General features: G+C 64.6%; 26 protein-coding genes and 1 tRNA gene. 12 read left to right on the top strand and 15 right to left on the bottom strand.

Going from position 1 to position 24,912, the window contains the following annotated elements; genetic code table 11:
- Positions 1-84: 84 nt before the first annotated feature.
- Positions 85-879 (top strand): DODA-type extradiol aromatic ring-opening family dioxygenase, encoded by a 795-nt coding sequence (locus AC0WRY_RS26980; protein WP_194403804.1) that lies wholly within the window; start codon positions 85-87, stop codon positions 877-879.
- Between the two features lie 163 nt (positions 880-1,042).
- Here the strand turns inward: AC0WRY_RS26980 and AC0WRY_RS26975 are convergent, their stop codons facing one another.
- From AC0WRY_RS26975 to glgC, 3 genes are read right to left on the bottom strand one after another with little or no spacing between them, the layout of a single operon-like run.
- Positions 1,043-1,303, bottom strand: coding sequence for a SemiSWEET transporter (locus tag AC0WRY_RS26975; RefSeq protein ID WP_194403803.1), 261 nt, complete (start codon positions 1,301-1,303; stop codon positions 1,043-1,045).
- Positions 1,304-1,340: 37 nt separating this feature from the next.
- A complete protein-coding gene (gene glgA, locus AC0WRY_RS26970) occupies positions 1,341-2,795 on the bottom strand; it encodes a glycogen synthase GlgA (protein ID WP_491121691.1) in 1,455 nt (484 codons plus the stop codon).
- The gene (glgC, locus tag AC0WRY_RS26965; RefSeq protein WP_194403801.1) at positions 2,792-4,054 is read right to left on the bottom strand and encodes a glucose-1-phosphate adenylyltransferase; all 1,263 of its coding nucleotides are present in this window, start codon (positions 4,052-4,054) and stop codon (positions 2,792-2,794) included. The genes glgA and glgC overlap by 4 nt, the downstream gene beginning before the upstream one ends.
- A gap of 292 nt (positions 4,055-4,346) precedes the next feature.
- Here glgC and AC0WRY_RS26960 point away from each other — a divergent pair, with 292 nt between their 5' ends.
- The 3 genes from AC0WRY_RS26960 (at position 4,347) to AC0WRY_RS26950 (ending at position 6,520) form a co-directional block, all read left to right on the top strand.
- Positions 4,347-4,775, top strand: a complete 429-nt coding sequence (locus tag AC0WRY_RS26960) for a hypothetical protein (RefSeq protein WP_194403800.1) — start codon at positions 4,347-4,349, stop codon at positions 4,773-4,775.
- 215 nt (positions 4,776-4,990) lie between these two features.
- Entirely contained in the window at positions 4,991-5,305 is a 315-nt protein-coding gene (locus tag AC0WRY_RS26955) for a septal ring lytic transglycosylase RlpA family protein (RefSeq protein WP_194403799.1), read from the top strand.
- Positions 5,306-5,350: 45 nt separating this feature from the next.
- On the top strand, positions 5,351-6,520 hold the full coding sequence (locus AC0WRY_RS26950; protein WP_491121688.1) for a Gfo/Idh/MocA family protein: 1,170 nt from the start codon (positions 5,351-5,353) through the stop codon (positions 6,518-6,520).
- 228 nt (positions 6,521-6,748) lie between these two features.
- On the opposite strand, the gene AC0WRY_RS26945 is transcribed toward AC0WRY_RS26950, so the two are convergent.
- The 4 genes from AC0WRY_RS26945 to AC0WRY_RS26930 form a co-directional block, all read right to left on the bottom strand.
- A complete protein-coding gene (locus AC0WRY_RS26945) occupies positions 6,749-8,059 on the bottom strand; it encodes an ABC transporter substrate-binding protein (protein WP_194403797.1) in 1,311 nt (436 codons plus the stop codon).
- A 166-nt stretch (positions 8,060-8,225) separates the two neighbouring features.
- Complete coding sequence (uvrA, locus tag AC0WRY_RS26940) at positions 8,226-10,733, bottom strand: excinuclease ABC subunit UvrA (RefSeq protein WP_194403796.1); 2,508 nt, start codon at positions 10,731-10,733, stop codon at positions 8,226-8,228.
- A gap of 255 nt (positions 10,734-10,988) precedes the next feature.
- Positions 10,989-12,170: a calcium-binding protein gene (locus AC0WRY_RS26935; protein ID WP_194403795.1), complete on the bottom strand. Its 1,182-nt coding sequence runs from the start codon at positions 12,168-12,170 to the stop codon at positions 10,989-10,991.
- 332 nt (positions 12,171-12,502) lie between these two features.
- Positions 12,503-13,720 carry an SMP-30/gluconolactonase/LRE family protein gene (locus AC0WRY_RS26930; RefSeq protein ID WP_194403794.1) on the bottom strand — a complete coding sequence of 406 codons (1,218 nt, stop codon included), beginning with the start codon at positions 13,718-13,720 and terminating at the stop codon, positions 12,503-12,505.
- Positions 13,721-14,044: 324 nt separating this feature from the next.
- Between AC0WRY_RS26930 and AC0WRY_RS26925 the strand changes: the two genes are divergently transcribed.
- The 6 genes from AC0WRY_RS26925 (at position 14,045) to AC0WRY_RS26900 (ending at position 19,854) form a co-directional block, all read left to right on the top strand.
- Positions 14,045-14,308 carry a hypothetical protein gene (locus AC0WRY_RS26925; RefSeq protein WP_194403793.1) on the top strand — a complete coding sequence of 88 codons (264 nt, stop codon included), beginning with the start codon at positions 14,045-14,047 and terminating at the stop codon, positions 14,306-14,308.
- A 685-nt stretch (positions 14,309-14,993) separates the two neighbouring features.
- Entirely contained in the window at positions 14,994-16,556 is a 1,563-nt protein-coding gene (locus AC0WRY_RS26920; protein ID WP_194403792.1) for a 2-isopropylmalate synthase, read from the top strand.
- 218 nt (positions 16,557-16,774) lie between these two features.
- Positions 16,775-17,779 carry a TRAP transporter substrate-binding protein gene (locus tag AC0WRY_RS26915; RefSeq protein ID WP_194403791.1) on the top strand — a complete coding sequence of 335 codons (1,005 nt, stop codon included), beginning with the start codon at positions 16,775-16,777 and terminating at the stop codon, positions 17,777-17,779.
- Between the two features lie 244 nt (positions 17,780-18,023).
- A complete protein-coding gene (locus AC0WRY_RS26910; RefSeq protein ID WP_194403790.1) occupies positions 18,024-18,638 on the top strand; it encodes a Spy/CpxP family protein refolding chaperone in 615 nt (204 codons plus the stop codon).
- Positions 18,639-18,818: 180 nt separating this feature from the next.
- Positions 18,819-18,894, top strand: a tRNA-Lys gene (locus AC0WRY_RS26905).
- A gap of 141 nt (positions 18,895-19,035) precedes the next feature.
- Positions 19,036-19,854, top strand: a complete 819-nt coding sequence (locus AC0WRY_RS26900) for a metallophosphoesterase (protein WP_194403789.1) — start codon at positions 19,036-19,038, stop codon at positions 19,852-19,854.
- On the opposite strand, the gene AC0WRY_RS26895 is transcribed toward AC0WRY_RS26900, so the two are convergent.
- Positions 19,851-20,066: a hypothetical protein gene (locus tag AC0WRY_RS26895; RefSeq protein WP_194403788.1), complete on the bottom strand. Its 216-nt coding sequence runs from the start codon at positions 20,064-20,066 to the stop codon at positions 19,851-19,853. The two genes, AC0WRY_RS26900 and AC0WRY_RS26895, sit on opposite strands and share 4 nt — an antisense overlap.
- Before the next feature lie 73 nt (positions 20,067-20,139).
- Here AC0WRY_RS26895 and AC0WRY_RS26890 point away from each other — a divergent pair, with 73 nt between their 5' ends.
- Positions 20,140-20,526 (top strand): hypothetical protein, encoded by a 387-nt coding sequence (locus tag AC0WRY_RS26890; protein ID WP_194403787.1) that lies wholly within the window; start codon positions 20,140-20,142, stop codon positions 20,524-20,526.
- A 151-nt stretch (positions 20,527-20,677) separates the two neighbouring features.
- Here AC0WRY_RS26890 and AC0WRY_RS26885 read toward each other — a convergent pair whose 3' ends face one another.
- From AC0WRY_RS26885 to AC0WRY_RS26855, 7 genes are all read right to left on the bottom strand, one after another.
- Entirely contained in the window at positions 20,678-20,950 is a 273-nt protein-coding gene (locus AC0WRY_RS26885) for a hypothetical protein (RefSeq protein WP_194403786.1), read from the bottom strand.
- Positions 20,950-21,144 carry a hypothetical protein gene (locus AC0WRY_RS26880; RefSeq protein ID WP_194403785.1) on the bottom strand — a complete coding sequence of 65 codons (195 nt, stop codon included), beginning with the start codon at positions 21,142-21,144 and terminating at the stop codon, positions 20,950-20,952. Before AC0WRY_RS26880 ends, AC0WRY_RS26885 begins: the two co-directional genes overlap by 1 nt.
- Positions 21,144-21,326, bottom strand: coding sequence for a hypothetical protein (locus AC0WRY_RS26875; RefSeq protein ID WP_194403784.1), 183 nt, complete (start codon positions 21,324-21,326; stop codon positions 21,144-21,146). The genes AC0WRY_RS26880 and AC0WRY_RS26875 overlap by 1 nt, the downstream gene beginning before the upstream one ends.
- Positions 21,326-21,595 carry a hypothetical protein gene (locus AC0WRY_RS26870; RefSeq protein ID WP_194403783.1) on the bottom strand — a complete coding sequence of 90 codons (270 nt, stop codon included), beginning with the start codon at positions 21,593-21,595 and terminating at the stop codon, positions 21,326-21,328. Before AC0WRY_RS26870 ends, AC0WRY_RS26875 begins: the two co-directional genes overlap by 1 nt.
- A 633-nt stretch (positions 21,596-22,228) precedes the next feature.
- Positions 22,229-22,483, bottom strand: coding sequence for a hypothetical protein (locus AC0WRY_RS26865; RefSeq protein ID WP_194403782.1), 255 nt, complete (start codon positions 22,481-22,483; stop codon positions 22,229-22,231).
- Between the two features lie 8 nt (positions 22,484-22,491).
- Positions 22,492-22,815, bottom strand: a complete 324-nt coding sequence (locus tag AC0WRY_RS26860) for a hypothetical protein (RefSeq protein ID WP_194403781.1) — start codon at positions 22,813-22,815, stop codon at positions 22,492-22,494.
- Between the two features lie 2 nt (positions 22,816-22,817).
- Entirely contained in the window at positions 22,818-24,290 is a 1,473-nt protein-coding gene (locus AC0WRY_RS26855) for an AAA family ATPase (RefSeq protein ID WP_194403780.1), read from the bottom strand.
- 81 nt (positions 24,291-24,371) lie between these two features.
- Here AC0WRY_RS26855 and AC0WRY_RS26850 point away from each other — a divergent pair, with 81 nt between their 5' ends.
- The gene (locus tag AC0WRY_RS26850) at positions 24,372-24,851 is read left to right on the top strand and encodes a ribbon-helix-helix protein, CopG family (RefSeq protein WP_194403779.1); all 480 of its coding nucleotides are present in this window, start codon (positions 24,372-24,374) and stop codon (positions 24,849-24,851) included.
- The last annotated feature ends 61 nt before the right edge of the window (positions 24,852-24,912 follow it).

The following is a 24,912-nucleotide window of genomic DNA, read 5'->3' as shown; positions in this document are numbered from 1 at the left end:
GCTTGCTAACCATGCCGGTTTGCCTATGCTCGCCGCCGGTCGCGCGGGCACTGGCACGCGCCTGTTGCCATTGAGACGAGCCCCATGACGCGAATTCCGACCCTGTTTCTGTCGCATGGTGGCGGCCCCTGGCCGTTCATGGAGGACAGGCGGGTGCAATATGCCAAGACCGCCCAGGAGTTCGGCCGGCTGCCGCAACTGCTTCCCGCGCGGCCAAAGGCCGTGCTCGTCATCACCGGCCATTGGGAGGCCGACGCCTTCACCGTATCGACCTCGGCGCATCCGCCGATGGTGTACGATTATTACGGTTTCCCCGAGCATACCTACCACATCAAATATCCGGCGCCGGGCAGGCCGGAGCTTGCCGCGCAAGTGAAGGCGCTGCTGACGCACGCGGGTCTCGATTGCCGCGAAGATCCCAATCAGGGTTTCGATCACGGCACCTTCGTGCCGCTCGGGCTGATGTATCCCGATGCCGACATGCCGATCGTGCTGCTTTCGCTGAAGTCGGCTTACGATCCGGCCGAGCACGTCAAGGTCGGCGAGGCGATCGCATCGCTGCGCGACGAAGGCATCCTGATCATCGGCAGCGGGCTGACCTATCACAACATGCGCGGCTTCAACCGGCCGGAGTCCAAGCCCGTCTCCTACGATTTCGAGGCCTATCTGAACGAGGCGATCAGCAATCCGGATCCGGCCCGCCGCAACGCGATGCTGGTGGATTGGGAGAATGCACCCAGCGCGCGCCTGGCGCATCCGCGCGAAGACCATCTGCTGCCGCTGATGGTGGCCGCTGGCGCCGCCGGCCGCGACGTCGGCCGGCGCGTCTTCGTCGACGAAGTCGCGAGCGTCGCGATGGCGTCCTATGTGTTTGGATGATTGATTCCTCCTTCTCCCCTTGTGGGAGAAGGTGGCGCGAAGCGCCGGATGAGGGGTTGCTTCAGCGAACTCAAATGCGAGAGGTTCATGTGCGGAGAGAGACCCCTCACCCGTCTCGCCGCTACGCGGCGAGCCACCCTCGCACACAAGGGGAGAGGGACATTCACCCGTATCGCAGCTTCATCACCAGAATGCATCCGGCGAGCACGATGGTGATGGCGTTGGCGGCGACGAGCGGGGCGTCGCCGGAGAGCAGGCCGTAGATCAGCCAGAGCACCAGGCCCAGCACCATGACCAGGAACATGCCGAGCGAGATGTCTCCGGTGGAGCGGGTCTTCCACACCTTGATGGCTTGCGGCGCGTAGGCCACGGTGGTGCAGGTAGCGGCGGCAAAGCCGATCAGCTTGATGACGAAGGGGTCCATGCCGGCTCTATAACATGGATTCGAGGACGGTCATGCTTCAGGCGCGGGAAGTCATGAGATCACGATACAGCGCGGCATATTCGCCAGCGCGGCCACGCCAGGAGACGTCGGTCGCAAGGCCGTTTCGCTGCAGCCGGCGCCAGATCGGCTTGTCGTGGAAGGCGGTGTTGGCCTTGCGCAAGCTGCCGGCGAGGGCCTCCGCCGTCACGGGTGCGAACTTGAAACCGGTGGCATCGCGGCCGGAGGCGTCGGCCTCGCCGATATCGAGGATGGTGTCCTCGAGCCCGCCGACGCGTGAGACGATCGGGACGGCGCCATAGCGCAGCGCGCAGAGCTGGGTCAGGCCGCAGGGCTCGAAGCGCGAAGGCACGATCAGCGCGTCCGATCCGGCCTGGAGCAGGTGCGCCAAGATCTCGTCATAGCCGATCACGACGCCGATCCGGCCGGGATTGGCGCGGGCGGCTGCCTGATAGCGGTCCTGGAGATCACGGTCGCCGCTGCCGAGCAGCGCCAGCTGCATGCCTTCGCGCAAAATGGTCGGAATCGCCTCGAGCAGGAGATCGAGACCCTTCTGCCACGACAGCCGGCTGATGACGCCGAGCAGCGGCGCCTCATCCGAGGAATCGAGGTTGAACTGCTGCTGCAGCACCGCCTTGTTCGCGGCCCGGAACGTGAGGTCCTCCGCGCCGTAGCGGTAGGCGATGTGCGGATCGTCCTGCGGATTCCACACGGAGATGTCGATGCCGTTGAGGATGCCGCTGAGCACGCTTGCGCGTGCGCGCAACAGGCCGCCGAACCCCATGCCGCCTTCGTCGCTCTGGATCTCCCGCGCATAGGTCGGAGATACCGTGGTGATGCGGTCGGCGAATTGCAGGCCGGCTTTCAGGAAGCTGATGCCGCCGAAATATTCGAGCTCGTTGACGTTGAACGAGCCCCAGGGCAGGCCGATCGCCCCGATCAGCTCCGGCGCGAACTTGCCCTGATAGGCCATGTTGTGGATGGTCATCACGGTCGCGGGCCGCGGCCGATGGTCATAATGCAGATAGGCGGGTGCGAGCCCGGCCTGCCAGTCATGGGCGTGCACGACATCGGGAACGAACGTCGGAACGAGGCCGTGACCGATATCGGCGGCGACACGGGACAGCGCCGCAAAGCGCACGCCGTTGTCCGGCCAGTCGACGCCCTCGGAGGTGACGTAGGGATTGCCGGGCCGCGCATAGAGATGCGGCACGTCGAGCACGAACAAATCGAGCCACTCGTGGGAGCCGGCAAGCAGCCGCCCGGGACCGCCGAAATAATCGGGCCAGGTCCGGAGCTCCGCCGCGCCGGAAACCAGCCGCATCACGTCGGGATAGCCCGGCATCAAGGTGCGCATCTCGACGCCGTGCGCCTTCAGCGCGATCGGCAGCGCGCCGGCGACATCCGCGAGGCCGCCGGTCTTGACGATGGGATAGACTTCAGAAGCGACCGCGAGGACGCGAACAGGCGTCATTTATTGAGCCCGTCGATCATCGGCTGGGTGATCAGCGAGATGCCCTGTTCGGTGGTGCGGAATCGCTTCGCGTCGAATTCGGGGTCTTCGCCGACGACGAGCCCTTCGGGAATCTCGACGCCGCGGTCGATCACGACGTTCTTCAGCCGCGCTCCGCGGCCGACATTCACATAGGGCATGATCACCGCGTTCTCGACATTGGCGTAGGAGTTGATGCGCACGCCGGTGAACAGCAGCGAGCGCCGCAGCGAGGCGCCCGAGATGATGCAGCCGCCTGAGACCAGCGAGCTCACGGCCTGGCCGCGCCGGCTTTCCTCGTCATGGACGAATTTGGCCGGCGGCGTGATTTCCGAATAGGACCAGATCGGCCAGGCGCGGTCGAACAGATCGAGCTCCGGCACCACGTCGGTGAGATCGATGTTGGCGGACCAGTAGGCGTCGACGGTGCCGACGTCGCGCCAGTAGGCGGTGTTGTTGCGGCTGGAGCGGACGCAGGAGGTCGAGAACTGGTGCGCGATCGCGCGGCCGTTCTTGACGAGATAGGGAATGATATCCTTGCCGAAATCGTGGTTGGAGTTCGGATCCTCGGCATCGCGCCTGAGCTGGTCGAACAGGAATCTGGCGTTGAAGACGTAGATGCCCATGCTGGCGAGCGAGACGTCCGGCTTGCCGGGCATCGGCGGTGGATCTTTCGGCTTCTCCAGGAACTCCTGGATCCAGCCGTTCTCGTCGATATGCATGATGCCGAAGCCACTGGATTCCGCGCGCGGCATCTCGAGGCAGCCGACCGTGACGTCGGCACCGCTCTCGACATGCTGGCGCAGCATCACCTCGTAATCCATCTTGTAGATATGGTCGCCAGCCAGCACGACGATGAAGCGGCAGGCGTGGGATTCGATGATGTCGATATTCTGGTAGACCGCATCTGCCGTGCCGACATACCACATGTTCTCGGAGACGCGCTGGCTGGCGGGGAGGATGTCGAAGCTCTCGTTGCGCTCGGGGCGGAAGAAGTTCCAGCCCATCTGAAGGTGTCGGATCAGGCTGTGCGCCTTGTACTGGGTCGCGACCGCGATCCGGCGGATGCCCGAATTGACGGCGTTCGACAGCGCGAAATCGATGATCCGGGACTTGCCGCCGAAATAGACGGCCGGCTTGGCGCGCCGGTCAGTCAGCTCCAGGAGCCGGCTGCCGCGTCCGCCCGCCAGGACGAACGCCAACGCCTGACGGGCGAGCGGTTCACTACCGACGGCACTCATGTCATCCTCCCAAACTCTGGCATTCGAGGCTTTTTGTCGCCAGAAGCCCCGCGGTCCCGCGCCCACTGGAACCGATAGTAACGGTACGCATAGTAAATCGGGAAGTAGGTTGTTGGTTGCGAACGCGGGAAGCTTAATGCTTTCGACTTGGCTATCCAGCAGCGCGCCATGCGCGGGACTTGTGCGCCGCACGCAAATCCGGGTTTTGAATCCGGACTTTGACTTGGCGCAAGGATGCCCGATCATGGCGTTGCGATCCTTTTCCAAGCAAAGTCAGACAGGGAGTAAGACGATGAGGATCTGGAGAACGGCAATTGCCTGTGCGCTGGCCGGCGCGGTCGTCGCCGGCGAAATTCAGCAGGCGGCGGCGGCCCCGCTGCCGACCAACGTCGCGACCATGAAGGCCGCAGCCAGCAATGACGTCACGCAGGTGCATTGGCGCGGCGGCGGCTGGGGCTGGGGCCTTGGCGGTCTCGCCGCCGGCGCGATCATCGGCGGCGCCATCGCCAGCGGCGGTTATGGCTATTACGGCGGTCCTTATTACGGCGGCTATGGCTATCCGGGCTACGGCTATGGTTATGCGCCGGCCTATTACGGCGGCTACGGTTACGCCCCGGTCTATCCGCGATATTATCGGCCGTATCGTCCGTATTACGGCTATGGCTACGGCTACCGCCCGTACCGGGTTTATCACCGTCACTATTATCGCCGCTATTGGTGAGCCCTCGGGCTCTGGCTTTGAGCATGATCCGCGCGCAAACGCGTTCCGTGTTTGCGCGCACAATCGCGTTGCGATGGAGCCGGCCGGCGTGGACTGCTCTTTCGCGGAAGTAACAATGTGTGATGGCACGGCCGCACGTTGCGCGCCGCAGGTTTGGAACTCCAGGGAACAAATCGTCGTTTGCAGTGCCGGGCGGGCCAACCGGGAGCGGTGCCGTGCGAGCGCAGCCGACGCTATTGTTTTGCCTAGCCATGTTTTCATTTTCAGTCGTTTCCGTTGCCCGCGCCGAAAGCGGGCTTGCCTCTTACTACGGCTATGGAAAAGCCGGTAAAGGCGGCGAACTCACCTGCGCCCACCGCACGCGCCCGTTCGGCAGCGTGCTCAGGGTGTCCTATGGCAGCCGCTCGATCCAATGCCGTGTCAACGATCGCGGCCCGTTCATCCGCGGCCGTATCGTCGATCTCTCGGTGCCCGCCGCCCGCGCACTCGGCATGATGAGCGCCGGCGTGGTGCGAGTCTCCGTGGAATAGGCCGGACCGCACGCTATAGTGCTGCCCAAAGCATTGGGGAGCACGATGGCAGGAATCAAGGTGGGACTCGTCGGCTGCGGCTTCGTGTCGGAGCTGCACATGTATGCGTTCCGGCGGGTCTATGGCGTGGACGTCGAGGTCGCGGCGGTCGCCGCGCGTGGCGAGAAAGTCATCCCGTTCGCGCAGCACCACAATATCCCGCGCGTCTATCGCAGCTTTGCAGAGCTGATCGCCGACGGCGAGATCGACGTCGTCGACATCTGCACCCCGCCCAATCTTCATGCCGAAATGATCGTCGGTGCCATGCAGGCCGGCAAGCATGTGATCTGCGAAAAGCCGTTCGCCGGCTATTTCGGCCGCGACGGCGACGCGCAGCCGATCGGCAAGCACGTGCCGAAGGCCCTGATGTACCAGCGCGTGATCGAGGAAATGGACAAGACCCGCGCCGCGATCGAGCGCACCGGAAAACTCTTCATGTACGCCGAGGACTGGGTCTACGCGCCCGCGGTGACCAAGACGGCGGAGATCATCAGGGCGACGAAAGACAAGATCCTGTTCATGAAGGGCGAGGAAAGTCATTCCGGCTCGCACGCGGCCCATGCCGCGCAATGGGCGATGACCGGCGGCGGCTCGCTGATCCGCATGGGCTGCCATCCGCTCTCGGCCGTGCTCTATCTCAAGCAGGTCGAGGCCAAGGCGCGCGGCGAGACCATTCGCGTCGCCAGCGTCACCGGCGACGTCGGCAACGTCACCGCGTCTCTCAAGCCCGAGGAGCGCGGCTACATCAAGGCCAATCCCGTCGATGTCGAAGACTGGGGCACGCTCACCACCACCTTCTCCGACGGCACCAAGGCGACCGTGTTTTCCGGCGACATGATCATGGGCGGCGTGCGCAACCTGATCGAGACCTACACCAGCGGCGGCTCGCTGTTCGCCAACATCACCCCCAACAATCATCTGATGAGCTACCAGACCAGCGAGGAGAAGCTCGCCAGCGTCTACATCACCGAAAAGGTCGATCGCAAAACCGGCTGGCAATATGTCTGCCTCGAGGAGGAATGGACGCGCGGCTATCTGCAGGAGATCCAGGATTTCATGGAATGCGTGGCGACGGGCCGGCAGCCGCTGTCGGACCTCGCGCTGGCCTACGAAACGATCAAGGTAAATTACGCTGGGTATTGGGCGGCGGAGGAGGGACGGCGGGTGGTGTTGTAGGGCCGCTGAAGAGACCACAGGCACGCTGCTATCCCTTCTCCCCTTGTGGGAGAAGGTGGCGCGAAGCGCCGGATGAGGGGTATCTATCCGAGAATTCAGACGGCGAGAGGTTCACGCGTGGAGAGAGACCCCTCACCCGTCTCGCCGCTTCGCGGCGAGCCACCCTCTCCCACAAGGGAGAGGGGAAGACGGCGCCTATGCTCGCTATCGATTTCAGCGCGTTCAATACTACGTCCCGTAGGTCGATCCCTTTGGCAGCGGAAACACTGGGTCTTGTGTGCGGATGTTGGTCGGCCACACCACCGAGATGTGCTCGCCGGCATTCTGCATCACCACCGGGGTCGAGCGCTCGTTCTGGCCGGAGAGCGGGGTGCCCGGCGGGAAGAATTTCACGCCGTAGCCCTGGATGGTGCCGCCGGCGGGAATGTCGACGTCGAGGGCGGCTTTGCGAATGGCCTCGGGCTCGAAGCTGCCGTACTTCTCCTTGGCGACCGGCAGCACGTTGTTGAGCAGCACCCAGGTCTGGTTGAAGCCCATCGAGCAATGCGGCGGCACGTCGGTGGCGCCGGTCTTGGCCTGGTAGCGCGAGACCATGGTCTTGATCAGATCGCCCATGCCCGGCGCGAGTTTGGACGGATCGAGCAATTGCGCCGGCACCGGATCGATGTTGCAGAAATTGTCGATGTCGGCGCCAAAGGTGGCGCGCAGCTTGTCGAGCTGGCTGTAGCCCGCGCCGGCGCCGAACAGCATCTTGAAGCGCAATCCGCTCTCGCGTGCCTGGCGCAGGAACAGGGTGATGTCGGGGTTGTAGCCGGCATGCGAGATCACGTCGGCCTTGGCGCGCTTGATCTTCGTCACCAGCACCGACAGGTCGGGCGCCGAGGCCGAATAGCCCTCGCGCAGCACGACCTGGATGCCGGCCTGCTTGGCATAGGCCTCGTCGGCGGCGGCGACGCCGACGCCGTAGGGCCCATCCTCGTGGATCAGCGCGACCTTGACCTCTTTGGGATCCATGCCGAGCTTGGCTTGCGCGTGCTCGGCGAGGAAGCCGGCAAAGGCCTGGCCGTACTGGTCGGAATGAATCTGCGCGCGGAACACGTATTGCAGGTTCTTGTCCTTGAACACGGCGGTCGAGACCGCGGTCGTGATCCAGAGGATCTTCTTCTGCTGCTCGACCTTGGCCGCCATCGGCACCGCGTGCGCGCTGGAATAGACGCCGTTGATGATGTCGATCTTTTCCTGGCTGATCAGCCGCTCGGCCTCGTTGATGGCGACGTCGGCCTTGCTCTGGGAATCCGCCGCAACGGGCACGATCTTGGTCTTGCCGCCGATGCCGCCCTTTTCGTTGACGAGGTCGATCGCGATCTGCGCGCCGACCGAGGAGGCGACCGAGCCGCCGGCCGCGAACGGCCCGGTGAGGTCGTAGATCAGGCCGATGCGCAAATTCTCGGCCTGCGCCTGGGCCCTGGTCCAATCGAGGCTGAGTGTGGCGGCGGCAGCCGCCGTACCCTTCAGCAGCTGCCTGCGTGAAGTCGGCATCCTATCCTCCCTCAAAACCGTCTTGTGTTTGGTTGTTATTGTTCCGCGAAGTATGGGGAACCGGATCGAAGAAAGTCAACATGGCGAAAGTCGAGGTCTGTCCGCGGCGTCCTGGAACGCACTTGCGAAATGACGGCGAGATGGCCCGGCGGCCAACGCCGCGTGGTCACTGCCTGAGACGGCTGGCCAGATAACGCGCCGTCTTGCCGCCGGCCTTGGCGACTTGCTCGGGCGTCCCCGCCGCGACGATGCGGCCGCCCTCGTCGCCGGCGCCGGGGCCGAGATCGATGATCCAGTCGCTGTGCGCGACGACGTCCATGTCATGCTCGATCACGATCACGCTACTGCCGGCGTCGACGATCCGCTCGAGCTGGGCAATCAGCCGTTCGACATCGCGCGGGTGCAGGCCGGTGGTGGGCTCGTCCAGCACATAGAGCGTGGGCCCGCGCTGCGGCCGCATCAGCTCGGTCGCGAGCTTGATGCGCTGGGCTTCGCCGCCGGACAATTCGGTGGCGGACTGGCCGAGCCGGATATAGCCGAGGCCGACCTCGCGGACAACCGACAGGGAACGGTTCAGCGTGGCATCGCCCTCGAAGAAGACGAAGGCCTCGTCGACGCGCATCGCCAGCACGTCCGCGATGGACTTGCCGCGGATCTTCACCTCCAGCGTCTTGTCGTTGTAACGCGCGCCCTTGCAGGTCGGGCAGGGCGCATAGACGCTCGGCAGGAACAGCAGCTCGACGCAGACGAACCCCTCACCCTCGCAGGTTGCACAGCGGCCTTTCGCGACATTGAACGAAAAGCGCCCGGCATCGTAGCGGCGCGACCTTGCCTGCGGCGTCGCCGCGAACAGTTTTCGCACATGGTCGAACAGCCCGGTATAGGTCGCAAGGTTGGAGCGCGGCGTGCGGCCGATCGGCTTCTGATCCACGACGACGAGGCGGCTCACCTGGTCGAGGCCGCCAACGATCTTGCCACCGAGGGTCTCGACCGTCGGGGCCAGGCTGTCGTCGTCGTCAGCGGCGAGCGTATGGCCGAGATGCGCGGCCACGGTGTCGACCAGGAACTGGCTGATCAGGCTCGACTTGCCGGAGCCCGATACGCCGGTGACGCCGGTGATGACGCCGAGCGGAATGTCGACGTCGAGGCCGCGAAGATTGTTGCGGACGACGCCCCTGATCTTCAGGTGCCCCTTCGGCTCGCGGCGATCAGCCGGCAGCGGCTTTCTTGGTCGCGAGAGATAATGGGCCGTTCGCGATTGTGCGATGTCGCCGAGCCCAGCCGGCGGCCCGCTATAGAGGATGAGTCCGCCGCCGTCGCCGGCGTCGGGACCGACATCCACCAGCCAGTCGGCATGCCTGATCACCTCGATCTCGTGCTCGACCACGAAGATCGAATTGCCCGCGCGCTTCAGCCGGTCCAGCGCCCGCAGCAGCGCCTCGGTGTCGGCGGGATGCAGGCCGGCGGACGGCTCGTCGAGCACGTAGACGACGCCGAACAAATTGGAGCGGACCTGCGTCGCCAGGCGCAGGCGCTGCAATTCACCGGGCGACAGCGTCGGCGTGCTGCGTTCGCAGGCGAGATAGCCGAGGCCGAGGTCGAGCAGCACGGCGAGGCGCGCCGTCAGATCCTCGCAGATGCGCCTTGCGACGACGATCTTCTCCGACTTGTCCGCCGAGGCCTTTGCGAACGGCCTGATCAACTCGTGCAGCTGCTTGAGCGGCAAATGCGACATCTCGGCGATGTCGAGCCCGGCGAATTTCACCTTGAGTGCCTCGGGCTTCAGCCGCGAGCCATGGCAGGTCGGGCAGTCCTGGGTGATCATGAATTGCGCGACGCGGCGCTTCATCATCGCGCTCTCGGACTTGGCATAGGTCTGCATCACGTAGCGCTTCGCGCCGGTGAAGGTGCCCTGATAGCTCGGCTCTTCCTTGCGGCGCAGGGCGCGCCTGACCTCGGCGGCATCGTAGCCGGCATAAACAGGAACGGTCGGCTGCTCCTCGGTGAACAGGATCCAGTCGCGGTCCTTCTTGGGCAGCTCGCGCCAGGGCTTGTCGACGTCGTAGCCGAGCGTCGTCAGGATGTCGCGCAGGTTCTGCCCCTGCCAGGCGCTCGGCCAGGCCGCGACGGCACGCTCGCGGATGGTCTTGGTGTCGTCGGGCACCATCGACTTCTCGGTCACGTCGAGCATCCGGCCGATGCCGTGGCAGGTCGGGCAGGCGCCCTCCGGCGTGTTCGGCGAGAACGATTCCGCATAGAGCATCGCTTGTCCGCGCGGGTAGTCGCCGGCGCGGGAATAGAGCATCCGGAGCAGGTTCGAGATGGTGGTGACGCTGCCGACCGATGACCGCGTCGTCGGCGCCCCCCGCTGCTGCTGCAGCGCGACCGCAGGCGGCAGGCCCTCGATGTCGTCGACCTCAGGGATCTGCATCTGGTGGAACAGGCGCCGCGCATAGGGCGACACCGATTCCAGATAGCGCCGCTGCGCCTCGGCGTAGATCGTTCCAAAGGCGAGTGAGGATTTGCCGGAGCCCGATACGCCCGTGAACACGACGAGGGCGTTGCGGGGAATGCGGACGTCGACGTTCTTCAGGTTGTGCTCGCGCGCGCCGCGGACCCGGACGAAGCCGTCGTCCTGCAGCAGGCTGTCGGATTGTCTTGGTCGATCGTCCATCTCGCCTCCTTCGGCCCCCGTGGGGAACAACGGCAGGATCGCAGGATGGGTCCTTTGATGCCAGCGCGCCTGCAAGGCTAAACAGCATGAGCGCTTGTCGAAACGGATGCCGCGCAGGCGATCCTCAGCCTGAGCGCCCGCCAACGGCGGGCGTCTCGAAGGATGGTCGCGGCCGAGCTCGCTGCCAAAGGCGATCGCCCTGCGGTGGCAGGGCGGGACCTTGCAAGAGGCGTTCGGCGGCCAGCAAGCCGCCCCTCAGACGATGAAGTCCCTGGCGTTGAGATCGGCGGCATGGACGCCGTCCAGCGTGATCGTGTCGCTGGCCGTCAGGTGAATCACCGCATTGCCGGCGCTGTCGTCGCTGATCAGGCTCTTCAGATCGGCCCAGCCTGCAAAGCCGTAAGCGTGGACGTCGATCACATCATGCTCCCGCGCGGTGCTGCCGGCGGCCTTGTTGCCCTGATCGAAATCGTTGATCACGTCCTGGCCCGAGCCTGCGTTGAACACGAACAGATCGTTGTTCGGCCCGCCCCAGAGCTGATCATCGCCGCCGCCGCCGTTGAGGAGGTCGCGGCCGCCCGTGATCGAGCTGCCCACGGCCGGGGCGTAGGTGTTGGCATCGCCATACAGCCAGTCGCCGCGCGCGCTGCCCACGAGGATGTCGTTGCCGCCATGCGCGTTGCCTGACATGTTCGAGGCATCACCGAACATGGTGATCGACGTCGAATCGGGATTGCCGTCGACGGCTGCGATCAGCACGTCGTCGCCGCCGCGGGCGTTGCCGCTCATGTAGTCCGCGTCCCCGGCCATGAACGCACCCCCGGATCGCGCTTCGGTGCCAACCGTGTAGACGAGAATATCGTTGCCGCCACGTGCCTCGCCCAGCATGTCGAGCGCATCGCCGAAGATCGATGCGGCGCCATAGACGCCGGCCTGGGTGACGTTGATGATGTCGTTGCCGCCTCGGGTCTCGTCGTTCATGGTCGTGCCCGCATCGCCGACGAACGTCCCGTACGCCCTGTCTCCCATCGTGCCTGTGATGAAATCATTGCCTCCGCGCGCGTCTCCGCTCATCGCCATCTCGGCGTCGCCGAACAGAGAGGTGGTCGTATAGATCGTATCTGTGGCGTCGACGTTGAGAACGTCATTGCCGCCATGGGCATGGCCGGACATCGTCCGCGCGTCGCCATCGACGGTGACATAGACGCCGAAGCCTGCGACATCAGCGACGAAATGGTCGTTGCCGCCGTGCGACCGTCCTTGCAGATCCTCATCGTCGCCGACCAGCAGCAGGGTGCTGGGCCCGCCATCGACTGTTGCGATCATGGTGTCGTTGCCGCCGCGGCCGTCGATCGGCAGACCGGGATCGCCGTATACGAGCACGAGCTCCTGGCTTCCCACGTTGGTGATGATCGTGTCGTTTGGCATATGGCGCATCGCGAAGGCTCCCCAGTTCATATCCGGCGCGGAGCGCGGCGAGCATCATGCCCGCGCGCCGCACTGCGGCCCTGCCGCGTCACACATCATCTTTGCTTTGATGGCGGAGATTGGCCCGCGGTGCAGCTTGATTGCGGCCGGGGAACGTCATCGGCGCGCGCGCGTCGTCAGGCTGTCATGAAACCCGGTGTCGCGCGGAGTGGGCAAAACGACTTGTCCGCTGCAGCTCGAAAAGCGAAGGCGGAAGCGTGCCCACGATCCCTTTGAGACGAAGGGAGATGGTGGGCACGGCGCTTTGCGCCATTGCCCACCCGACGATAGCTGGCTCGCCCTCAGCCGGGCCCCGCGCCCTGCGTTGCCGTGAACACCGCGTAAAGCGACTGGCTTGCGGCCATGAACAGCCGGTTGCGCTTGGGGCCGCCGAAGGTGATGTTGCCGCACACCTCCGGCAGGCGGATGCGGCCGAGCAACTTGCCCTCCGGTGACCACACCGTCACGCCGCTGTAGCCGACGGCGCGGCCGGCATTGCTGGAGGCCCAGACATTGCCGTTGACGTCGCAGCGCACGCCGTCCGGCCCGCACTTCACGCCGTCGACCACGCATTCGCTGAACTTCTTGAGGTTCGACAGCTTGTTGTCGCTGCCGACGTCGAACACGAAGATCTCGCCCTTGCCGCCGGGTCCGGTATCGCCCGGTCCCTTGCCGGTCGAGGCGACGTAGAGCTTCTTGTAGTCCGGCGAGAAGCAGAGGCCGTTCGGATCGGGCACCTGCTCCTCGGTGACGACGAGGTCGATGCGGCCGGAAGGATCGATGCGATAGCAATTGGTCGGCAGCTCGCGCTTGCCCGGTGTGAAGCCGGCTGGCTGTCCGATCCGCGGATTGAGCTTGCCGCCGGCATTGCTCGCGCCCCCCGCCGCATCCGGCTCGCCCTCGTAGAGCTGGCCGCCATAGGGCGGATCGGTGAACCAGTAGCTGCCGTCGGGATGCGCGACGACGTCGTTCGGCGAATTCAGTTTCTTGCCGTTGTAATTGTCGCAGAGAACCGTGGCGGTACCGTCATGCTCGTAGCGCGTCACCCGGCGGGTCAAATGCTCGCAGGAGAGCTGGCGGCCCTGGAAGTCGAAGGAGTTGCCGTTGGAATTGTTGGACGGGGTGCGAAATACACTGACGCGGCCGTCGTCCTCGCTCCAGCGCATCTGCCGGTTGTTGGGAATGTCGCTCCAGAGCAGATATCGGCCTTGCGCGCTCCAAGCCGGGCCCTCGGCCCACAACACGCCGGTGTAGAGGCGCTTGATCGCGGTGTTGGGCTGCGCGAGATCGTTGAAGGACGGATCGACCGCGATGATGTCGGGGTCCCAGAAATAAGTCGTCGGCGCGCCGTGCGGGCCGAAATCGCGCGGCGGGGTCGTGATGGTGGTCGGCGGTGCGGCGGGTCCGGTCTGGGCCAGCGCAGGGCCAGCGATGGTGGCGGCGGCGCCAAGCGCAAGCCCCCGGACAAGTGTTCGTCGTGAAAGCGCAAGCTCCTGCTCACGCTGTTCCTGGCGTGTCATCGCGTCCTCCCAAGTCATGTTCGGCTGGCCGGTTGATCCGGCCGAGCAACTGGAGGTTAATGCGGTCCAGCGCCGGTTGCGAGGGTGGAATTGGATGCGCACGATGCGCCGGAGCCGCAATCCCGTCATATTCGAATGCGTTCGGCGCGGACGCGCTTCGCGTCCTCTTTGCGCCGTTTGCAAGGCTCGAAAATGTTCCGCCGGCTTGAGCAAAAATCTGCCTGCGGCAAAGCGCGGCATGTCACGCATTCGGCCCGCTTCAAGCCATGATTTCGCGCGGATTGCCACGCAGACACCGTGCGGGGGCAATGAACGGAGTTGAGAGTGGCTGGCGTCGTCGTATTGATCGTATTGCTGGGGGTCGCGTTCGCGGCCGGCTATTTCACGCGTGACACCATCTCCAACAAGCGGCGCGCCGAAGCTCGCCGCTGGCGGGAATATAGCGAACCGGATTGGCTTCCCGCCAACCCACCCGCCAACACCAACGACATCGCCAGCGCCATCACGGCAGTGCCCGTGGTCAACGGCGAGCTCGGCCAGATGCTGAGCCGCTGGGAGACGAGAGCCCGCGCCCGCCGCGCGGGATAGGGGCAAGTCCACTCGCGCAGAAATATTCCACTTTACCGAAATTCGGAAATGGCGCATATGTCGCCCATCCCGGCTCATCCAGAGGGCGATCTCGAACTCGTCTTGATCGCGAGCCGGGCTTACGGTGGACGCGGCAGCGTCGGCACGAGAGGGGACGAGCAGGGCGGGTAGTCCCCGTGCGCAACGAAGCAAGCCAGAACTGCCTCCGCGGAGGGATTTCGGATTGCCTGCCGCCTTTGGGTCTCGGCTCTGCGCCGCATCGCTTGCGCGCCTGCAGCGGGTCCAGGCACGAAGCGGGGGAAGGGGTGGCAATCAAGTCAGCCCTCTTGACCATCTTTTGGCGTTGCAGTTGCGGCCATTTCTCGTCTAGAAACAGGCCACTGAGCCTCCCGGCAACCAACCGTCAACGGTTTTGACCGAGAATTTGTGGGCTCAAAAGGGTCTGGCAATGCTGATTCGCGGCCAAATCGAGGGGATTTCGGGGGAGGTGGCTCTGGCCGCCGCCACGATCCCGGCTGCGCTGCTGCCCACCCTCCTGATTGGCGGGCTTCTTCTTAGCTGCCCCTGAGGGCCGGCTGGGCGCCATGCGCCTGGGCGCTCAGGGGTTGGTCGAGATCACCGGACACCTCAAGCGCCAGGGACCAAGACGGCCTGAACGGCGCAAAAGCTCAAAAGGAAATTTGAAATGGCCACCGTGAACAAGTCCGAGAAGGACCGCGTCATCATTTTCGACACCACGCTGCGCGACGGCGAGCAGTGCCCCGGCGCCACCATGACCTTCGAGGAAAAGATCGAGGTCGCCGAGTTGCTGGACGATATGGGTGTGGACGTCATCGAAGCCGGCTTCCCGATCACCTCGCAGGGTGACTTCGAAGCGGTGAGCGAGATCGCCCGCCGCTCCAAGAACTCCGTCATCGCCGGCCTGTCCCGCGCCCATCCGGCCGACATCGACCGCTGCGCCGAGGCGGTGAAGTTCGCCAAGCGCGGCCGCGTGCACACCGTGATCGCGACCTCGCCGCTGCACATGCGGGTGAAGTTGAACAAGACGCCGGAAGAAGTGCTCGAGACCTCGGTCGCGATGGTCGCGCGCGCCCGCAACCAGATCGACGACGTCGAATGGTCGGCGGAGGACGGCACCCGCAGCGAGATGGACTTCCTGTGCCGCATCGTCGAGGCCGTGATCAAGGCCGGCGCCACCACGGTGAACATCCCCGACACCGTCGGCTACACCGTGCCGGAGGAATACACCCACTTCATGAAGACGCTGATCGAGCGCGTGCCGAACTCGGACAAGGCAGTGTTCTCCGTGCACTGCCATAATGATCTCGGCATGGCGGTCGCGAACTCGCTGGCCGGCATCGTCGGCGGCGCGCGCCAGGTCGAGTGCACCATCAACGGCATCGGCGAGCGCGCCGGCAACGCTGCGCTCGAGGAGATCGTGATGGCGATCAACGTGCGCAACGACAAATTCCCCTACTGGAACAAGATCGACACCACCCAGCTGACGCGCGCCTCGAAGGTGGTGTCGGCGGCAACCTCGTTCCCGGTCCAGTACAACAAGGCCATCGTCGGCCGGAACGCGTTCGCGCATGAGAGCGGCATCCATCAGGACGGTGTGCTGAAGGACGCCTCGACCTACGAGATCATGCGGCCCGAGATGGTCGGCTTGAAGCAGTCCTCGCTGGTGCTCGGCAAGCATTCCGGCCGCCATGCCTTCGTGCACAAGCTGGAGGAGATGGGCTACAGGCTCGGTCCGAACCAGCTGGAAGACGCGTTCACGCGGATGAAGGCGCTGGCCGACCGCAAGAAGGACATCTACGACGAGGACATCGAGGCGCTGGTCGACGAGGAGATGGCGGCCTCGCACGACCGCATCAAGCTGACCTCGCTGACCGTGATCGCCGGCACCCATGGCCCGCAGCGCGCGACCATGAAGCTGGACGTCGACGGCCAGATCAAGATCGAGGAAGCCGAGGGCAACGGTCCGGTGGACGCGGTGTTCAACTGCATCAAGCGCCTGGTGCCGCACGAGGCCAAGCTCGAGCTGTACCAGGTCCACGCCGTCACCGAGGGCACCGACGCGCAGGCGGAAGTGTCGGTACGTTTGTCGCAGGACGGCCGCTCGATGACCGCACGCGCGGCGGATCCGGATACCCTGGTGGCATCCGCAAAAGCCTATCTCGGCGCGCTCAACAAGATCGTCATGAAGCGCCAGCGCGATACGGTTACGACGGCGGCAGCGGGCTGACGGACGAAGTTGGTCATTCCGGGGCGATGCGAAGCATCGAACCCGGAATCTCGAGATTCCGGGTCTGGTCCTTCGGACCATCCCGGAATGACAGTCTGAGAGATGCCTGCCCTGCTAACGGCCAATAGCAGCGTAGCCCGACGGCCTGTATTGATTCTGTCGGCATGAGGATTGGCCGCCCGCGCGCCGGGCGGTCCAGATAATAACAGGGAGAGAACATGCGCACCTTCGCGATCGCCGCGTCCATCGCGGCATTGGCACTCGGGCTGGCCGGGCCGGCGTCGGCTCAATCGCCGATCGTCATCAAATTCAGCCACGTCGTCGCCACTGACACGCCGAAGGGCAAGGCAGCGGAGAAGTTCAAGGAACTCGCCGAGAAGTACACCGCCGGCAAGGTCAAGGTCGAGGTCTACCCGAACTCGACGCTGTACAAGGACAAGGAAGAGCTCGAGGCGCTGCAGCTCGGCAGCGTGCAGATGCTGGCACCGTCCAACTCCAAGTTCGGACCGCTCGGCATCCGCGAGTTCGAGGTGTTCGATCTGCCCTACATCCTGCCCGACCTGAAGACGCTGCGGAAGGTGACGGAAGGGCCGCTCGGCACGCGGCTGCTCAAGCTGCTGGACGCCAAGGGCATCACCGGCCTTGCCTATTGGGACAACGGCTTCAAGCAGATGAGCGCCAACAAGAAGCTGGTGACGCCCGCCGACTACCAGGGCGTCAAGTTCCGCATCCAGTCCTCGCGCGTGCTGCAGGCCCAGTTCAAGGCGCTCGGCTCGCTGCCGCAGGTGATGGCGTTCTCGGAAGTTTACCAGGCGCTGCAGACCGGCGTGGTCGACGGCCAGGAGAACACCTGGTCGAACATCTATACCCAGAAGATGCACGAGGTGCAGAAGTACATCACCGAGACCAATCACGGCTACATCGGCTACGTCGTGATCGTGAACAAGAAGTTCTGGGACGATCTGCCGGCGGACATCCGCGATCCCCTCACCATGGCGATGAAGGAAGCCACCGACTTCGGCAATGCGCAGTCGCAGAAGGAGAACGACGATGCGCTCGCCGAGATCAAGAAGAGCGGCAAGAGCGAGATCATCAAGCTCACGGCGGAGCAGAGCGAGGCGATGCGCAAGGCGATGGAGCCGGTCTACAAGGACGCCGCGGGCCGCATCGGCCAGCCGCTGATCGACGAATTCCTGAAAGAGGCCAAGAGCGCCACAAATTGAGAGCGCCACAAATTAAGAGCGCGACCAACTGAGGGCACGGCGAACCGATCCGTCCGAGCGATGAACGAAGGCTTCCGTGCGGCCTGCACGGAAGCCTTTTTGTTGCGAATGATTTCCAGCTTGCGGCCGGAGGTAAAATCGGTCGTTACATCTTGGTAAGGACGCGCTCCCTGTCCAAGTTGTAAGTTGCGTGTCAGCCGCACCGCGCCCATCTTCATGAACATCCTTCCAGAGGAGGTACGTCATGAGAAAGTTCACCATCGCCGCCATCGCCGTGCTCAGCATTGCCGGCTCGGGCGCGGTCTATGCCCAATATCATCGCCCGTGGATGGAGCATGTCCGCCACATGCGCATGAACCCGGAGGACCGCGCCGCCTTCGTCGACGCGCGGATCGCCGCCGTCCATGCCGGGCTGAAGCTCAACGCCGATCAGGAGAAGCTGTGGCCGCCGGTCGAGGCCGCCGTGCGCGACTTCGCCAAGCTGCGCATCGATCGCGCCAATGCGCGGATGAATGGTCCCGGCGACGCCGGCAAGGACGCTGCAAAGGACGCCGACAGGCCGGAAGATCCGATCGCCCGCCTGCGTCAGCGCGCCGAGGACATGGGCGCCAGCTCCGCGGCCCTGAAGAAGATCGCCGATGCCGCCGACCCGCTCTACAAGACCCTGGACGACGGCCAGAAACGGCGCCTCGCCGTGCTGACCCGCCACCGCGGGCCGTTCGGCGGCGGCGAGGACGGCCCGCGCCACTTCATGGAACGCGGCATGGGCCGCATGATGGATCGCGGCATGGAGCACTTCCATCACGAGCGTTTCGACCGCGACGGCGGGGAGGGCCGCGACCGCGAGGGCCGGCTCTGAACAAAGCGGGCTCTTGCGGGGATCAGCCCCGAAATTAACCTTGGCGAAGCCGCTGGAATCCAGCGGCTTTTCGCTTTTCCGGCGTTGTGGAAGAACCTTGGAAAACTTGCGTCCGATCGCTTGCCAGACCCGGATCGCTTTGCTAAACGACCGGCCTCGCAAGGCTTTGACCGGCCTTTCGGGCGCATAGCTCAGTTGGTAGAGCAGCTGACTCTTAATCAGCGGGTCCCAGGTTCGAGCCCTGGTGCGCCCACCAAGCTTCCCTTTCATATCGTTGACGTAAATCGCTTGGCGATCCTTCGCGAGAAGACGCTTCGCGCCGCTGGGGGCGAACTGGGGGCAAATCGCTCCAACATATCGCGTTGCCTCTTGCAGCCGCCGGCGCGATCGTCCGGCCATGAAGCTGTTCATCGCATCCGACCTGCACATCGAAGCCTGGGATCACGGCTACACCGTTCCGCAGAACCTCGACTTCGACGTCGCGGTGTTCGCCGGCGACGTGCATCATGCCCATCGCGTGACGAGCTGGCTGACCAACCAGCGCGGCCTGTGGGGCAAACCGGTGCTGTTCGTCGCAGGCAACCACGAATACTACGGCTCCATCCTGGAGGACGCCGCCGCCACGATCCGCGAGCGGACGCGCCCCACCAACGTGACCTTCCTCGATGCCGACGCGGTGCCGATTATCGACGGCGTCCGCTTCCTCGGCTGCACTTTGTGGACAGACTACAGGTTCGAAGCGGAAAGCCAGGCAGAGGGCATCCGCGCCGGCCGGTGGATCAACGACCACAAGTCCATCAGGACCACGCCAGGCGCGGAATTCCCGGCGCCGTTCACGCCATTGGAAGCCTACAAGCGCCATGTCGCCGAACGGCGCTGGCTGACCGATCGGCTCGCCGAGGAGCATGACGGACCGACCGTGGTGATCACCCATCATGGGGTTCACCCGAATTCGCTGCACGAACGCTACTCCGACGAGGGCGCGATCAACGCTTCGTTCATCAGCGATCTGTCCGCCATCATCGAGAAGTACAAGCCATCGCTATGGGTGCATGGGCACGTTCACGACAGCTATGATTATACCGTCGGCAGCGACGGCGGCGGGACGAGGGTCATCGCGAACCCGCACGGTTACGCCTGGGCCATCAATCCCGGATTCATACCCGACCTCATCGTCGAGATCCCGGACTGGGCGCCCCGTCCGCGCTTCCGCTAGTCCTTGCGCTTCGGCACGCGCCGGCCGCGAAGGAATCCATGCGAGGCCTTGGCATAGACGTCGGCGAGCTCCTGCTCGAGCATCCCGTTCGCGACGATCAGCGCCTTGATCGTCTGCATCAAGTCGCCGCCGCACGCCTCGATCGCCTGCGCGGCCGCGACCTCCAGCTCGACGGCCTCGTCGACGGGTTGCTGCTCGACGGGGTCGGCCATGGCGAAGGATTCCTGATTGACGGAGAAGCCATGTTGTTCTCTATTCGTTCTACGGTCAATTGGAGTCCAGCGTATGGCCGGAAGAAGGTGTGCAGAGTGGCGGTTTCCAACCGCGAAACAACAGAAGGCGGAGGAGACGGCACGCCGCCTGGCCGAGGCGCAGCGGCGCCGCGTTTCCGTCGACGACGAGGACGCCTGGTGGGACGCGGTCCTGCGGGATCCGCGAGCGGGGACCGACCGGCCGGCGGCCAGGCTGACGCTCGGCGAGATCCAGGCGAAGGAATTGACGGTGTCGTGCCTGCGCTGCATGCGCGGCGTCCGCGAGTATCGACGCGACCTGATCGCACGCTGGGGCGCCGACGCTCTATGGCGTGACGTCGGTCAGCGGCTGCTGAACGAACGCTGCGAAATCAGGACCGGGAGTCATGAGGACGACGGGTGCTGGCCGGATTTCAGGTGAACCGGCGCCTGATCGTGCAACTCGTCGAGAGTGATGAGCCCGTTTACGTACGCCTTGACGAGATCACTAGCTCCTGATCCTACGACGCCATCGCAATCCGTTGCGGCGTCGATCAAGACGGCCCAAGCGCGGAATGCGCTGCGGTCCTCCATCACGCGATCTCCTCGCCGATGAAGTATGGAAGACCGTCTTCGGGTCCCATCTCGACAGCGACCCGATAGCGCTTGGGTAAACCGTAAGTCAGCACACCGTTGCCAGGGTCGCACCATCTGACCTCGACATCGCTCGGCTCGTCACCAAGCTTGCCGGGCCCATAGAGTCTCTCGCACCAATGCTCGGCGACCATGCAGGCTTCCCAGTCGTCTGACGCCTTGGCGTCGTCGAACTGGCGGTCTCCGATGTGCTTGATAGCCCAGAACCCCATCACACGCTCTCCTTCCGCTGTCCGATCGTGCCGTAGACGGCCTCCAGATCCCTGAACGCAGCGTCCATGTTCTCGACGTGCTGGCGCGCCTTCGCGAACAGCCGGTGGCGCCGGGATCCGGGATCGAAAGGATTCGTCGGACCGCGATAGGCGGCCTCGCGGGCGGCGATGCGGTCGTCGCGCTTCGCGGACATCACTTCGATCTCCTGTTGCGCTTTTTCTTCGGCATGCGCTTCTCCCAGTCGCCGCGCGCAACCTGATTGCGCGGGTGGTGGAGAGTGTCCCTCACGAACGAGAAGAGGCCCGCCGGCCGCACGGCGTCCCGCACCGCGTGGACTACCTCCGTGATATCGAGATCTTCGACGGCGCGCTGCATCAGATGAATCTCACCTTCTTGCCCATCGATAGTGAAGCGAGAACCTCGCGCTGATAGAGCGGGATCCGCGGCGGCCACGCCGGCGCCGGCGGGTGCATGTTTGGGTCGTAGCCCCGCGCGACATCGACACCCATGGTGACGAAGATGACATCGTCAGTGATGTGGACGTCGCCGGCCACGGGCTCCAAGTTGCACGTCACGGCGTCGATCTCCGGCGCGGGCGGCGGCGTCATCGACGAGCTGTCGAACAGGCGGCGGTCGGACGGCATCAGAGCAACGCCTCAAGACGCTTCCCAAGTCGACGATATCGGCGCACGCGGCGTGGATGTATGCCACTTCGTGCGGCTCGATCTCGCGCAGTGGCTTTGTGACCATATGTCCGGCCGCCACCGTTAGCGCCTTCGCGAAGGCTGCAGGTCCCAGGCCAACACCCTTCCGCAATTCTTCCAGTCCTGCGATGTCCATACACGCCTCCGAAATCAGCGAGGGTTCCGCCTCCTGGGTCACCCACAACCCGTCGTCTCGATCCGCGTCGAGCTCGCCTAGTTGAACCGCGGTGCGGGTCCCGAAGGCCATCCCGCTATTATCGCCGCTCTGCCCTGGTTCGTTCGCCTGGGACGACGGGAATCATCTCAGCCTCCTTGACAAGGACGAAGCGCAATCTGCGCCAGGTCGCGGAAAAATTTCCGGAGGTCCGATGGAAGTTCGCGCCTTTTGGGAAGCTAAGCCGTCTTAGGTATCCTATGGGGCCGACCACTGCGCCTCTGTGACGACGGCGACGCGGGCGCAGCCCAGCGCTTCAGACACCGCGCGCTCGACCTGAGCCAACGTGTTCCTCATCATGCCACGCCTTTGCACGACGATAACTAATTGACCGTTCACGACTTCTGAGTGAAAAACTTTCACTGGAGCCACCAGAATCCATCCTCGCAGAGCGCCCATTCGAGGCGCTCGTCGATCCAGAGGACCTGCTCAGTGAACTGCGGCCACGCGCCGTCGTCGTCGACGGGCCAGCCGGCGATCAGCATGTGAGGTCGGCTCGCGTGGCGGCTCGGCCAGAATTCCCACCTCGCCATCGTCCGCTGGGGGATCCGCATGTCGATCTCATCTGGGCGAGGGCGCCAGCCGGTCTGCAGGCGCTCCAGCAGGCGGGCCATCTCGGGCGTTATTCGTCGATCCCCTCGATCGGGATCTCGTCGCCCCGCTGCTCGCCCAGCATATAGAGCCGGTGCGCGGAACGAGCGAAGCGGCCATTTCGGTCGAACCAGTGGATCGCCGCGGTGCAGATGTCCTCGCCGTCGTCGTAGTCAGGGTGCTTCCGCGCCTGGCCCTTGATGACCAGTTTGAACTCCTTGCCGACGCGGCGGACCTGCGTCGTCCAGTTCTCGATTGTCGGCGCGCGGAGCTGCTCGAACGCGCTCGGCGTCTCACCGAGGGTGAAGCTCTCGAGATCGCGCGCCAGGTCTTGCTTCCAACCACTATTCGACATCGTCAGTGCCTCATCTGGCAGGCGTCGCGGGCTTCCAAAGTTGCCGCGACGATCTTCTGCAGCGCTCGCATCGAGAACCCGCGGGCCTCCCAGGCCTTCGCCATGACGCGCAGCTCGTCGGGCGCAAACGGCGCCACGCTACCGGCCCACTCGTCGCCGTCCTCGGTGAGCATGTCGTCGACGATCGACGCCGCCAGCAGGGGCAGGTCGACGAGCCGCGGGGAGGGCACGCGCACGATGCGGAATCTGTCGCGGATGTGCTCCGGCAGCCCGCTGACGTCGTTGGCGGTGGCCAAGTACGACACCATGGACAGATCAAATTCACAGTCGGTCGACTGATCCCGCATGAATTTAGATGTCTCCTTGTCGAGGTACCCCGTGATCGAGTTGACCAGCCCGCCATGATGGTTGGACTTGGCTTTGTCGATCTCGTCGACGAACACCACGGGGTTGGCCGTCCGGCTCGCGAGCACGGCGCGAGCGGGCACGGATGCTTCGGTGTTCGACCAGCCTTTAGAGGTACCCGCGAACTGGCCGTCACTACTGGATGCACCGTCATATCTTTGCACGTAAAGATTGAGATAGGCCGAAAACTTCCTCACAATCCGAGACTTGGAAACGCCGGGAGACCCGACTAGCAGCATGGGCTTGACGAGCACCGCCTCGCCTTCGCGCAGGTCGCGAAACAGCATCGACAGCGCGGTGGCTGCGTGCGGGAATTCTTGCGCCAGGCGCCTCCGCGCCTCGTCGAGGTTGCGAGCGCAGACGAGCGGCAGCGGCTTGTCGAGGATCTCGGCGAACGGCTTGTTGTGGTTGTTCAGCTTCGTAGCTCTGGACGCCGGCATCACGACCAGCGTCGGGCCTGGATACGCGGACCGAAACCACTGGGCCGTGTCGACCTCGCTCGCCGGCGACTCCAAGGCGGGCTCTTTGATGATAGCTCCGGATAGCATGGCCGCCGCGATCGCGAACGGCGAGCGCTTTTCGTGGGCGAAGGCGCCGGCGCCGCACTGCCACCAATAGCGAAGCCGGTCGCGGCAGTCGCCGTCGTCGTCGGCATCGAGGTCGGCGGCATCTAGCGCGTACTGGAGCTGCGGCAGCACGCTGCGGAAGCTTGCCGGGTGGGTCGCGCGGCATGTCATCATCGACCAGGCCAGCGCCAGCTCGCCGTCCTTCCGGTTGCCGCGCGAGTAGAGCGCCTCGATGGTCTCGCGGATCTCCTCCTGCACGGCGACGCGGTCGCCGCATTTGTCCAGCAGGCGCTGCGCGCGCTCGGCGCCGATGACCTCCTCGGAGAGTTGATGCAGGATTCCGAATGCGTCATCCCAGCGTCCGACGAGCAACAAAGACAGGGCAGGGTGCCCCGACGTCGGCGGCGGCCGCCGGCCGCCCTCGGCTCGGTCTTCGGCGATCAGGCGCAGCAGATCGGCGGTGTTGGAGCGCTTCTTGCCCCTCGACGAATCCTTGGAAGCCATGTTATCACCCGCGCCAAGTCGCCACCATTGGCTATCTTTGTGCGCACAAAGATGCACTAAAAGCAAGGATTTGGCCTGATCATGGTTACTGGATTCCCAAAGAACAGGAAGCTGCGCCGTAAGCCAGGACCGTCCGCCCGTGACGACGGGGAGAACCGCTCGGAGCGCATCACGCTGCGGGCCCACGACGACCTGCTCAAGCTGCTGTCGCTGCGCGCCGATGAGTCCGGCGTCTCCCGGTCGCACTACATCGAGCGGCTGCTGATCCGCTGGCTGACCGCCGACCCGCGCAACCCGCAGCTCGACGCCATGGGCCGCGTCAAGCCGGGCCCAACCCCCTATGAAATGAGATCGCGGGATCCGCTCCGGACCGCCGACCGCTGGCAGAGGTTTTCCACAGCTCATGAGCTGCTGTTCGGCATGGCGCCACCGCGTGATTGGTTCGAGGAAGCCGAATCCTACTGGCCAGCGCCTGTCGGCGGCCACCTCGAGCAGGACGGCGAGGCGACCGATCCTGCCGACGCGCCCATCGACAACTCGCACCGTCTCAAGAAGAAGTAGGCGCGCTCACAATTCGAGATCTTGATGTTACAAGACTCTAATTGTCGTTCGAGAAATCGAC

The organism is Bradyrhizobium sp. T-12, from assembly GCF_058314695.1.
Note: the sequence above shows the minus strand (reverse complement) of the source record. Positions and strands in the feature narration are given on the sequence as shown.

Excerpts from the sequence above, each read along its gene's own strand:
- AC0WRY_RS26870 (WP_194403783.1), bottom strand. The coding sequence starts at position 21,595 with ATGCCGTCCGACCGCCGCCTGTTCGACAGCTCGTCGATGACGCCGCCG.
- AC0WRY_RS26880 (WP_194403785.1), bottom strand. The coding sequence starts at position 21,144 with ATGTCCGCGAAGCGCGACGACCGCATCGCCGCCCGCGAGGCCGCCTAT.
- glgA (WP_491121691.1), bottom strand. The coding sequence starts at position 2,795 with ATGACGCCTGTTCGCGTCCTCGCGGTCGCTTCTGAAGTCTATCCCATC.
- AC0WRY_RS26945 (WP_194403797.1), bottom strand. The coding sequence starts at position 8,059 with ATGCCGACTTCACGCAGGCAGCTGCTGAAGGGTACGGCGGCTGCCGCC.
- AC0WRY_RS26895 (WP_194403788.1), bottom strand. The coding sequence starts at position 20,066 with ATGGCCGACCCCGTCGAGCAGCAACCCGTCGACGAGGCCGTCGAGCTG.
- AC0WRY_RS26930 (WP_194403794.1), bottom strand. The coding sequence starts at position 13,720 with ATGACACGCCAGGAACAGCGTGAGCAGGAGCTTGCGCTTTCACGACGA.
- glgC (WP_194403801.1), bottom strand. The coding sequence starts at position 4,054 with ATGAGTGCCGTCGGTAGTGAACCGCTCGCCCGTCAGGCGTTGGCGTTC.
- AC0WRY_RS26920 (WP_194403792.1), top strand. The coding sequence starts at position 14,994 with ATGGCCACCGTGAACAAGTCCGAGAAGGACCGCGTCATCATTTTCGAC.
- AC0WRY_RS26865 (WP_194403782.1), bottom strand. The coding sequence starts at position 22,483 with ATGGCCCGCCTGCTGGAGCGCCTGCAGACCGGCTGGCGCCCTCGCCCA.
- AC0WRY_RS26960 (WP_194403800.1), top strand. The coding sequence starts at position 4,347 with ATGAGGATCTGGAGAACGGCAATTGCCTGTGCGCTGGCCGGCGCGGTC.
- AC0WRY_RS26915 (WP_194403791.1), top strand. The coding sequence starts at position 16,775 with ATGCGCACCTTCGCGATCGCCGCGTCCATCGCGGCATTGGCACTCGGG.
- AC0WRY_RS26950 (WP_491121688.1), top strand. The coding sequence starts at position 5,351 with ATGGCAGGAATCAAGGTGGGACTCGTCGGCTGCGGCTTCGTGTCGGAG.
- AC0WRY_RS26975 (WP_194403803.1), bottom strand. The coding sequence starts at position 1,303 with ATGGACCCCTTCGTCATCAAGCTGATCGGCTTTGCCGCCGCTACCTGC.
- AC0WRY_RS26875 (WP_194403784.1), bottom strand. The coding sequence starts at position 21,326 with ATGCAGCGCGCCGTCGAAGATCTCGATATCACGGAGGTAGTCCACGCG.
- AC0WRY_RS26935 (WP_194403795.1), bottom strand. The coding sequence starts at position 12,170 with ATGCGCCATATGCCAAACGACACGATCATCACCAACGTGGGAAGCCAG.
- uvrA (WP_194403796.1), bottom strand. The coding sequence starts at position 10,733 with ATGGACGATCGACCAAGACAATCCGACAGCCTGCTGCAGGACGACGGC.
- AC0WRY_RS26860 (WP_194403781.1), bottom strand. The coding sequence starts at position 22,815 with ATGTCGAATAGTGGTTGGAAGCAAGACCTGGCGCGCGATCTCGAGAGC.
- AC0WRY_RS26900 (WP_194403789.1), top strand. The coding sequence starts at position 19,036 with ATGAAGCTGTTCATCGCATCCGACCTGCACATCGAAGCCTGGGATCAC.
- AC0WRY_RS26885 (WP_194403786.1), bottom strand. The coding sequence starts at position 20,950 with ATGGGGTTCTGGGCTATCAAGCACATCGGAGACCGCCAGTTCGACGAC.
- AC0WRY_RS26910 (WP_194403790.1), top strand. The coding sequence starts at position 18,024 with ATGAGAAAGTTCACCATCGCCGCCATCGCCGTGCTCAGCATTGCCGGC.
- AC0WRY_RS26855 (WP_194403780.1), bottom strand. The coding sequence starts at position 24,290 with ATGGCTTCCAAGGATTCGTCGAGGGGCAAGAAGCGCTCCAACACCGCC.
- AC0WRY_RS26980 (WP_194403804.1), top strand. The coding sequence starts at position 85 with ATGACGCGAATTCCGACCCTGTTTCTGTCGCATGGTGGCGGCCCCTGG.
- AC0WRY_RS26890 (WP_194403787.1), top strand. The coding sequence starts at position 20,140 with ATGGCCGGAAGAAGGTGTGCAGAGTGGCGGTTTCCAACCGCGAAACAA.
- AC0WRY_RS26850 (WP_194403779.1), top strand. The coding sequence starts at position 24,372 with ATGGTTACTGGATTCCCAAAGAACAGGAAGCTGCGCCGTAAGCCAGGA.